The sequence below is a fragment of the Pseudomonas sp. P4_C3 genome (assembly GCF_056402075.1).
Window position 1 is genome coordinate 1 of the sequence record NZ_JBFUIC010000157.1, and the last position, 10223, is coordinate 10223.

The 10223-nt window shown below is 60.5% G+C and carries 9 protein-coding genes; 5 read left to right on the top strand and 4 right to left on the bottom strand.

Going from position 1 to position 10223, the window contains the following annotated elements:
• Window positions 1-915: sulfate adenylyltransferase subunit CysD (cysD, locus tag AC1DVH_RS20680; RefSeq protein WP_477755361.1), on the top strand; the 915-nt coding region annotated here is incomplete at its 5' end.
• Window positions 916-924: 9 nt separating this feature from the next.
• Window positions 925-2823, top strand: coding sequence for a sulfate adenylyltransferase subunit CysN (gene cysN, locus AC1DVH_RS20685; protein ID WP_477755362.1), 1899 nt, complete (start codon window positions 925-927; stop codon window positions 2821-2823).
• A gap of 183 nt (window positions 2824-3006) precedes the next feature.
• Here the strand turns inward: cysN and AC1DVH_RS20690 are convergent, their stop codons facing one another.
• Genes AC1DVH_RS20690 through AC1DVH_RS20700 form a run of 3 tightly spaced genes read right to left on the bottom strand, consistent with a single transcriptional unit; the run spans window position 3007 to window position 6399 of the window.
• Window positions 3007-3912 carry an acyltransferase gene (locus AC1DVH_RS20690; protein ID WP_477755363.1) on the bottom strand — a complete coding sequence of 302 codons (906 nt, stop codon included), beginning with the start codon at window positions 3910-3912 and terminating at the stop codon, window positions 3007-3009.
• Window positions 3913-6012: a phosphate acetyltransferase gene (gene pta / locus AC1DVH_RS20695; protein ID WP_477755364.1), complete on the bottom strand. Its 2100-nt coding sequence runs from the start codon at window positions 6010-6012 to the stop codon at window positions 3913-3915.
• A 60-nt stretch (window positions 6013-6072) separates the two neighbouring features.
• Window positions 6073-6399, bottom strand: a complete 327-nt coding sequence (locus AC1DVH_RS20700; RefSeq protein ID WP_477755365.1) for a DUF3565 domain-containing protein — start codon at window positions 6397-6399, stop codon at window positions 6073-6075.
• Here AC1DVH_RS20700 and AC1DVH_RS20705 point away from each other — a divergent pair.
• The 3 genes from AC1DVH_RS20705 to AC1DVH_RS20715 all read left to right on the top strand — a co-directional run bounded on the left by AC1DVH_RS20705 (window position 6368) and on the right by AC1DVH_RS20715 (window position 8779).
• On the top strand, window positions 6368-6853 hold the full coding sequence (locus AC1DVH_RS20705; RefSeq protein ID WP_007942189.1) for an FKBP-type peptidyl-prolyl cis-trans isomerase: 486 nt from the start codon (window positions 6368-6370) through the stop codon (window positions 6851-6853). The two genes, AC1DVH_RS20700 and AC1DVH_RS20705, sit on opposite strands and share 32 nt — an antisense overlap.
• Before the next feature lie 122 nt (window positions 6854-6975).
• Complete coding sequence (locus AC1DVH_RS20710) at window positions 6976-7458, top strand: glutathione peroxidase (protein WP_108218223.1); 483 nt, start codon at window positions 6976-6978, stop codon at window positions 7456-7458.
• 217 nt (window positions 7459-7675) lie between these two features.
• Window positions 7676-8779, top strand: coding sequence for an NADH:flavin oxidoreductase (locus AC1DVH_RS20715; protein ID WP_477755366.1), 1104 nt, complete (start codon window positions 7676-7678; stop codon window positions 8777-8779).
• 133 nt (window positions 8780-8912) lie between these two features.
• Here the strand turns inward: AC1DVH_RS20715 and AC1DVH_RS20720 are convergent, their stop codons facing one another.
• On the bottom strand, window positions 8913-10112 hold the full coding sequence (locus tag AC1DVH_RS20720; protein ID WP_477755367.1) for a glycosyltransferase family 4 protein: 1200 nt from the start codon (window positions 10110-10112) through the stop codon (window positions 8913-8915).
• Window positions 10113-10223 lie beyond the last annotated feature (111 nt).

Here is a 10223-nt window from a genome sequence, read left to right on the forward strand (position 1 = left end):
GTCGACAAACTGACGCATCTGAAACAGCTGGAGGCCGAAAGCATCCACATCATCCGCGAGGTCGCCGCCGAGTTCGATAACCCGGTGATGCTGTACTCCGTCGGTAAAGACTCCGCCGTGATGCTGCACCTTGCGCGCAAGGCATTCTTCCCGGGCAAACTGCCGTTCCCGGTGATGCACGTCGACACCCAGTGGAAGTTCAAGGAAATGTACGCGTTCCGCGACCGCATGGTCGAAGAACTGGGCCTTGACCTGCTGGTGCACGTGAATCCCGAGGGTGTTGCGCAGGGCATCAACCCGCTGACCCACGGCAGTGCCAAGCACACCGATATCATGAAAACCGAAGGCCTCAAGCAGGCCCTCGACAAGTACGGTTTCGATGCTGCTTTCGGTGGTGCCCGTCGTGACGAAGAGAAGTCCCGTGCCAAAGAGCGCGTGTATTCCTTCCGCGATACCAAGCACCGCTGGGACCCGAAAAACCAGCGTCCCGAGCTGTGGAACGTCTACAACGGCAAGGTCAACAAGGGCGAATCGATCCGCGTGTTCCCGTTGTCGAACTGGACCGAACTGGACATCTGGCAGTACATCTACCTCGAAGGCATCCCGATCGTGCCGCTGTATTTCGCCGCCGAGCGCGACGTCATCGAGATGAATGGCACCTGGATCATGATCGACGACGAACGCCTGCTCAATCACCTGAGCGATGAAGACAAGGCGCGCATCGTCAAGAAGAAGGTCCGTTTCCGCACACTGGGTGACTACCCGTTGACCGGTGCGGTCGAGTCCGAGGCCACCAGCCTGACCGACATCATTCAGGAAATGCTCCTGACGCGAACTTCCGAACGCCAGGGCCGGGTCATCGATCACGATGGCGCAGGCTCGATGGAAGAAAAGAAACGTCAGGGTTATTTCTAAGGGGTTGTCATGTCGCACGCATCTGATTTGATCAGCGAGGACATCCTCGCCTATCTGGGCCAGCACGAACGCAAGGAAATGCTGCGCTTTCTTACCTGTGGCAACGTCGATGACGGCAAGAGCACCCTGATCGGGCGTCTGCTGCACGACTCCAAAATGATCTACGAAGATCATCTGGAAGCCATCACCCGCGACTCGAAAAAAGTCGGCACCACCGGTGAAGATATCGACCTGGCGTTGCTGGTCGACGGCTTGCAGGCCGAGCGTGAGCAAGGCATCACCATTGATGTCGCCTACCGCTATTTCTCCACCGCCAAACGCAAATTCATCATCGCCGATACTCCCGGCCATGAGCAGTACACCCGCAACATGGCCACCGGTGCATCCACCTGTGACCTGGCGATCATCCTGGTCGACGCCCGTTACGGCGTGCAAACCCAGACCCGTCGCCACAGCTTCATTGCCTCGTTGCTGGGCATCAAGCACATCGTTGTCGCCATCAACAAGATGGACCTCAACGGCTTCGACGAAAACGTGTTCGAGTCGATCAAGGCCGATTACCTGAAGTTCGCCGAAGGCATCGCGTTCAAGCCGACCACCATGGCGTTCGTACCGATGTCGGCGCTCAAGGGCGACAACGTAGTGAACAAGTCCGAGCGCTCGCCGTGGTACACCGGCCAGTCGCTGATGGAAATCCTCGAAACCGTCGAAATCGCCAGCGACCGCAACTACACCGACCTGCGTTTCCCGGTGCAGTACGTCAACCGTCCGAACCTGAACTTCCGTGGTTTCGCCGGCACCCTGGCCAGTGGCGTCGTGCACAAGGGCGACGAAGTCGTGGTGCTGCCGTCGGGCAAGAGCAGTCGCGTGAAATCCATCGTCACCTTCGAAGGTGAGCTGGAGCATGCAGGTCCGGGTCAAGCGGTGACGCTGACCATGGAAGACGAGATCGATATCTCCCGCGGCGACTTGCTGGTGCATGCCGACAACCAGCCGCAAGTGACTGACGGCTTCGATGCCATGCTGGTGTGGATGGCCGAAGAGCCGATGCTGCCGGGCAAGAAATACGACATCAAGCGCGCTACGACGTACGTGCCGGGTTCGATCACCAGCATTGTCAACCGCGTTGACGTGAACACCCTGGAAGAAGGCCCTGCCAGTGCCTTGCAGCTGAACGAGATCGGTCGGGTCAAGATCAGCCTCGATGCAGCCATCGCGCTGGACGGTTACGCGAGCAACCGCACCACCGGTTCGTTCATCGTCATCGATCGTTTGACCAATGGCACCGTCGCCGCCGGCATGATCATCGCTCAACCAGTGGCGCACGGCAGTAGCACGCATCACGGCAAACTCGCGCACGTCGCCACCGAAGAACGCGCCCAGCGCTTCGGCCAGCAACCGGCCACCGTGTTGTTCAGCGGCTTGTCCGGTGCGGGCAAAAGCACGCTGGCCTACGCGGTTGAACGCAAGCTGTTCGACCTGGGCCGTGCAGTGTTCGTGCTCGATGGCCAGAACCTGCGTCACGACCTGAACAAAGGTCTGCCACAGGACCGCGCCGGGCGTACCGAGAACTGGCGTCGTGCCGCGCACGTCGCGCGTCAGTTCAACGAAGCCGGTCTGCTGACCCTGGCAGCGTTCGTTGCGCCGAGTGCCGAAGGTCGTGAGCAGGCCCGTGAACTGATCGGCAAGGAGCGTCTGCTGACGGTCTATGTCCAGGCTTCGCCGACAGTCTGCGCCGAGCGTGATCCGCAAGGTTTGTACGCAGCGGCCGGGGATAACATCCCGGGCGAGTCCTTCCCGTACGACGTGCCGCTGGATGCCGACCTGGTGATCGACACCCAGTCCGTGTCGCTGGAGGAAAGCGTCAAGCAAGTGCTGGGTCTGCTGCGTGAGCGTGGTGCGATCTAAGCCTTAGCCGCAAATGAAAAACCCGCCAATGAGTGATCAACGGCGGGTTTTTTTGTGTCTGGTGTTCAGTCAAGGCAAACACTAAACCTGTGGGAGCGAGCTTGCTCGCGATWGCGGTGTGTCAGTCGACATCAATGCTGAATATCAGCCCGCAATCGCGAGCAAGCTCGCTCCCACAGGGGTTCAGTGGTGCTTTGGATACTCCCGATGCATCTGCTCCAGCAACGCATTCTTGCTCTGCCACAACTGGTTGATCCAGCCCTGAAATTGCAGGCGGTACTCACCATCCTGGTCATAGTTCTTGCCAATGAATTGTGGCGGAATTTTCAGCTCTTCAAAGTGCACCACCACGTCCGCCACATTCCCGCACAGCAAGTCCCAGAAACCCGGGCGCCCGGCGGGGTAGTGGATGGTCACGTTGACGATCGACTCCAGCTGCTCACCCATCGCATCCAGCACGAAGGCAATGCCTCCGGCCTTGGGCTTGAGCAGGTACTTGAAGGGTGACTGCTGCTGGGCATGCTTACCCTCGGTGAAGCGCGTGCCCTCGACGAAGTTGAAAATGCCCACCGGGTTGTCGCGGAATTTCGCGCAGGTCTTGCGCGTGGTTTCCAGGTCCTTGCCTTTCTTCTCCGGATGCTTCTCCAGATAAGCCTTGGAGTAGCGCTTCATGAACGGAAAGCCCAGCGCCCACCAGGCCAGGCCGATCACCGGGACCCAGATCAGCGCCTGCTTGAGAAAGAATTTCAGCGGCTGAATGCGCCGGTTGAGCACGTATTGCAGCACCAGAATGTCGACCCAGCTCTGGTGGTTGCTGGTGATCAGGTACGAGTGCTGATAGTCGAGGCCTTGCAGGCCGCTGATGTGCCAGCGCGTGCGGCGCACCAGATTCATCCAGCCTTTGTTGRTGCTGATCCAGGCTTCGTGGGTATGGCTCATCAGCCAGCCCGCGAGGCGCTGGGTGAAGGCGAACGGCAATACCTTGACCAACGCCACGCAGAACAGAAACGAGCAGAGCAAAATCGTGTTCAGCGCCAACAGCAGCGAGGCGATCACGCCCCGCAACGCAGCAGGTAGAAAATCCAGCATTTACACATCCATAGGTCGGTTGGCTGCCTGGATCGCGGTCAACGCGATTGTGTAGACGATGTCATCGACCTGCGCGCCGCGCGGCAAATCGTTCACCGGTTTGCGCAGGCCTTGCAGCATTGGCCCGAGGCTGACGCAGTCGGCGCTGCGCTGCACGGCTTTGTGCGTGGTGTTGCCGGTGTTCAGGTCGGGAAACACGAATACCGTGGCGCGACCGGCGACCTGACTGTTCGGCGCCAGTTGCCGGGCGACGTCTTCGTTGGCGGCGGCGTCGTATTGCAAGGGGCCGTCGATCAGCAGCGAGTGCTGTTGTTCGTGGGCGAGCAGGGTCGCCTCGCGGACCTTCTCGACTTCTTCGCCGCTGGCGGATTCACCGCTGGAGTAGCTGATCATCGCTACCCGTGGCGTGATGCCGAAGGCGGCGGCCGAGTCAGCGCTTTGCAGGGCGATCTCGGCCAGTTCGCTGGCACTTGGGTGCGGGTTCATCACGCAGTCGCCATAAACCAGCACCTCTTCCGGAAACAGCATGAAGAACACCGACGACACCAGGGTGCAGCCAGGCGCGGTTTTAATCAGTTGCAGGGCCGGGCGGATGGTGTTGGCGGTGGTGTTGATCACGCCCGACACGAGGCCGTCGACTTCATCCAGGGCCAGCATCATGGTGCCGATCACCACAGTGTCTTCCAGTTGTTGCTCGGCCATCGGCGCGTTGAGGCTTTTGCTTTTGCGCAGCGCGACCATTGGCTCGACATAACGTTCGCGGATCAAGTCCGGATCAATGATTTCCAGGCCTGGCGGCAGTTCGATGCCCTGGGCGCGGGCGACGGCCTGCACGTCTTCGGGCTTGGCCAGCAACACACAGCGAGCGATGCCACGGGCCTGGCAGATCGCGGCAGCCTGTACGGTAAACGGCTCGCTGCCTTCGGGCAACACGATGCGCTTGTTGGCCGCCTGGGCGCGCTGGATCAATTGATAGCGGAAAACTGCTGGCGACAGGCGCATCTCCCGCGGCGTACCGCAACGCTGATGCAACCAGTTGGCATCGAGGTGGCTGGCGATGAAATCGGTGATGATTTCGGCGCGCTCGCGGTCATCGATGGGAATTTCCTTGTTCAGGCCATTGAGCAGGTTGGCGGTGTCGTAGGAGCCGGTACTCACCGACAGCACCGGCAACCCGGCCTGCAGGGCGCCGCGGCACAGGTCCATGATGCGTGGGTCGGGCAGGGTGTCGCTGGTCAGCAGCAGGCCGGCCAGCGGTACGCCGTTCAAGGCCGCGAGGCTGACGGCGAGGATGATGTCATCGCGGTCGCCGGGGGTTACCACCAGCACGCCGGGCTTGAGCAACTCCACGGTGTTGCGCATGGTGCGGGCGCAAATGATGATCTTGGTCATGCGCCGGGTTTCGTAATCACCGGCGTTGAGCACTTGCGCGCCCATCAGGTCGGCGACGTCGCGGGTGCGCGGGGCGTTCAGTTCCGGCTGGAACGGAATGCAGCCGAGCAGACGGAAATCCCCACTGCGCAGCAACGGCGAATGTTCCTTCAGGCGCGTGGCGAAGGCCTCCATGCTTTCCTCGGTCTTGACCTTGTTGAGGATCACACCAAGGACTTTCGGGTCTTTCGGGCCGCCGAACAATTGCGCCTGCAACTCGACGCGACCGGAGAGCTCGGTCAGCACTTCGTTTTCCGGTGCCGAGACCAGGATCACCTCGGCGTCGAGGCTCTTGGCCAGATGCAGGTTGACCCGCGCGGCATAACTGGCGCTGCGGGTCGGCACCATGCCTTCGACGATCAGCACGTCCTTGCCGATGGCCGCCTGCTGATAAAGGACGATGATTTCTTCGAGCAACTCATCGAGCTGACCGTCGCCGAGCATGCGCTCGACATGGGCCAGGCCCAAGGGCTGGGGTGGTTTCAAGCCGTGGGTACGCGCCACCAGTTCGGTGGAACGTTCCGGGCCCGTGTCGCCCGGATGCGGCTGGGCAATCGGTTTGAAAAAGCCGACCTTGAGGCCGGCGCGCTCAAGAGTACGCACCAGCCCGAGGCTGATGGAGGTCAGACCCACACCAAAATCGGTGGGCGCGATAAAAAAAGTTTGCATGCGGATTCTCTGGAGGTGCATGGCAAAGGTGAACGCCTATAACTGGCGATCTACCGAAATTCAGTCGCCAAGGTTATCGCTAACCGAGCCTTGTGCGCACCAACCACAATCAAAGGGTTGGCCTATTTTTTCCTGGCGCTGCGCAGGGTCCATGACCCAGGCGCGCGATTGCCATGGTGGCTGGTGCCGCAGGTGTTGGGTGTGGCCGCAGGAAAGCTCGGCCACCCAGTGTCCGTCCTCGTCCTGGTGGAAGCCTGTGATCGTCGAGTCCCGTCTGTCCGTGTTGTGTTCGCTTTCGGACGATTGCTTCGCTAAACTTGGCCTTTCAATCTTCTTATGCAAAAGGTCTCGCCCCATGCTGATCGCCGCCAATAAGGCTGTCTCCATCGACTATACCCTGACCAACGACGCTGGTGAGGTCATCGACAGCTCCGCCGGCGGCGCGCCGCTGGTCTACCTGCAAGGCGCAGGCAACATCATCCCGGGCCTGGAAAAGGCTCTGGAAGGCAAAGCGGTCGGCGACGAACTGACCGTAGCCGTTGAACCGGAAGACGCTTACGGCGAGTACGCTGCCGAACTGGTCAGCACCCTGAGCCGCAGCATGTTCGAAGGCGTCGATGAGCTGGAAGTGGGCATGCAGTTCCACGCTTCCGCACCGGACGGCCAGATGCAGATCGTGACCATCCGTGATCTGGACGGCGACGACGTCACCGTTGACGGCAACCACCCGTTGGCCGGTCAGCGCCTGAATTTCCAGGTCAAGATCGTTGCCATCCGTGATGCCAGCCAGGAAGAAATCGCTCATGGCCACGTCCATGGCGAAGGTGGCCATCACCACTGATTTCTGCGCTAAGCTCAGATAACTGGAGAGGCGCCTTGTGGGCGCCTTTTTAGTATGCGGCTGTCTCTGACGACACCGCAAAGTGACTGTTTCAAGAAGAACACGGGAATCTGGAGTACGCCATGAGTGCTTTTCACGACCTTAAATTGACAGCCCTGGATGGTCAGGAGCTACCTCTGGCGCCTTTCAAAGGCCAAGTCGTGCTGGTGGTCAACGTCGCCTCCAAATGCGGCTTGACCCCGCAGTACGCGGCGCTGGAAAACCTCTACCAGCAATACAAGGCCAAAGGCTTCAGCGTGTTGGGCTTGCCGTGCAACCAGTTTGCCGGGCAGGAACCGGGGACCGAGCAGCAGATCAAGGATTTCTGCAGCCTCAACTATGGCGTGACCTTCCCGTTGTCCAGCAAGCTGGAAGTCAACGGGCATGACCGTCATCAGTTGTACCGCTTGCTGGCGGGCGAGGGTGCGGAATTTCCCGGCGACATCACCTGGAACTTCGAGAAGTTCCTGCTGGGCAAGGACGGCCGCGTGCTGGCGCGGTTCTCGCCGCGAACGGCGCCGGATGATCCGACCATCGTTCATGCGATCGAAAAAGCGCTGAGCTGATCCCCCCCCTGTAGGAGCGAGCTTGCTCGCGATGGTCGTCAACGATAACGCTGCAAGCCTGATACGGCGCGGCGTTCTCCAGTCCATCGCGAGCGAGCTCGCTCCTACAATATTCCCTATCTTTTGATCCTTAATCACTGCAATCAATAATGCTGTTCAATGCGTTGGACTCTCCATATTATCGCCGTCATAAAGTCATTCTTCCGTGGAGCGTCCCATGCCCGTCAAAGCCCTGTTCAAACCGTTCCACCTCGGCACCCTCCAACTGCCGACCCGCGTCGTCATGGCGCCGATGACCCGCTCCTTTTCCCCGGGCGGCGTGCCTGATTCCAAAGTGATCGAATACTACCGTCGCCGCGCCGCAGCGGGCGTCGGCCTGATCGTCACCGAAGGCACCACCGTCGGTCACAAGGCGTCCAACGGCTACCCGAACGTTCCGCATTTCTACGGTGAAGCGGCCCTGGCCGGCTGGAAGAAAGTCGTCGATGCCGTTCACGCCGAAGGCGGCAAGATCGTTCCACAGTTGTGGCATGTGGGCAGCGTACGTCGTATCGGCACCGAGCCGGACGCCAGCGTGCCGGGTTATGGAACGTCGGAAAAAGTGAAGGAAGGTCAGGTCGTGGTGCACGGCATGACCAAGCAAGACATCCAGGACGTGATCGCCGCGTTCGCCCAGGCCGCCAAGGATGCCCAGAGCATCGGCATGGACGGCGTGGAAATCCACGGTGCCCACGGTTACTTGATCGACCAGTTCTTCTGGGAAGGCAGCAACCAGCGTACCGACGAGTACGGCGGCAGCCTGGCCAACCGTTCGCGCTTCGCCATTGAATTGATTCAGGCCGTGCGTGCCGCAGTCGGTGAAGGTTTCCCGATCATCTTCCGTTTCTCCCAGTGGAAGCAGCAGGACTACACCGCACGCCTGGTGCAAACCCCGGAAGCCTTGGGCGAGTTTCTCAAGCCGCTGGCGGATGCGGGCGTGGATATTTTCCACTGCTCGACCCGCCGTTTCTGGGAGCCGGAGTTCGACGGTTCCGAGTTGAATCTGGCCGGCTGGACCCGTCAACTCACCGGCAAGCCGACCATCACCGTAGGCAGCGTCGGCCTGGATGGCGAGTTCCTGCAGTTCATGGTCAACACCGACAAGGTTGCGCAACCGGCCAGTCTGGAAAAACTGCTGGAGCGCCTGAACAACGATGAGTTCGACCTGGTGGCGGTCGGTCGTGCGTTGCTGGTGGACCCGGACTGGGCACAGAAAGTGCGCGACGGCCGTGAAGAGGACATTCTGCCGTTCAGCCGTGAGGCGTTGATGACGCTGGTTTAAGCGGCGTCTGGACTGACGCTATCGCGAGCAAGCTCGCTCCCACAGGTTCTGCGGCGATCACAAATTATGTGTAAACCAAGAACACTGTGGGAGCGGGCTTGCCCGCGATGGCGGACTTCAAATCACCGAAGATTCAGGGAACAGTCGGTGCATTCGGCACCACCATCTCCCCGGCACACGCCCCGCGCAACTGTCCCTCGAACTGCTCGATGATCGTCGCCCAACCCTGGCGACTGGCATGCTGGCGCGCATTGAGCCGCACATTGCGCAAGGCTTCCCTTTCCTCCAGCAACCATGCCGCTGCATCGCAGAACGCTTCTTCATCCCCCGGCATCGCCAACACACCGTTGTAGCCATGACGAATATGCTGGGCGGCTGCCGCCTGGTCGTAGGCCACCACGCCGAGCCCCGAGGCAAGTGCTTCAAGCACTACATTGCCAAAGGTTTCGGTCAGGCTCGGAAACAAAAACACGTCGCCCGAAGCGTAGTGACACGCCAGGGCTTCACCCCGTTGGGTACCACAGAAAATCGCCTCGGGGATTTCGTTTTCCAGTTCCTGGCGCTGCGGGCCATCGCCGACAACGATCAGTTTCAGGATGCGCTGGGGATAACTCGCCTTGAGGGTATTGAAGGTACGCTTGAGCAGGCCGAGGTTTTTTTCCGGGGCCAGGCGTCCGACATGAATGACGGCGATGTCTGCCTCGGCCAGTCCCCATTGCTCGCGCAGGGCATTCAAGCGTTTGGCCGGGTGAAACAATTCGCTGTCGACCCCTCGGGACAGCAACGCCAGTCGTTCGAAATGACGCCGCTCCAGTTCCATGCGCTGACTGACGCTGGGCACCAGGGTCATGGTCGAGCGGTTGTGGAACCAGCGCAGGTAGTGAGTCAGCAGGCGCGTGAGCAAACCAAGCCCGTACTGGTTGGAGTATTGCTGGAAATTGGTGTGAAAACCGCTGACCACGGAAATCCCCAGTCGCCGTGCCGCACGCAATGCAGAGAGGCCCAGCGGGCCCTCGGTGGCGATGTAGAGCACATCCGGGCGATGACGCGTCCAGCGCCGCAGCAGCTTGTGCATCGACGACTGACCCCATTGCAGGCCGGGATAACCCGGTAGCGGCCAGCCGCGGCATAGCAGCAGTTCATCGTCGCTGCCCAGCTGTTGGTCGCAGCCCTGACGCGGTCGCACCAGTTCCACCTGATGCCCGCGTGCGCGCAAACCGTCGCACAAGTGCCCCAGGGTATTGGCCACGCCGTTGATTTCCGGAGGGAAGGTTTCGGTGATCAGGGTGATATGCAGAGCTGTCGTCATGACCCCAGTGTCGGCTGGGGGCATGTCGTCAGTGTGACGTCTGGATGATGGATTTGTGACTGCGGTACCGGAGCTGATGGCTCAGCGCTGCGCCACCAGGTTTTCCGCGCCGCGCTCACGCACCCAGAACAGCGT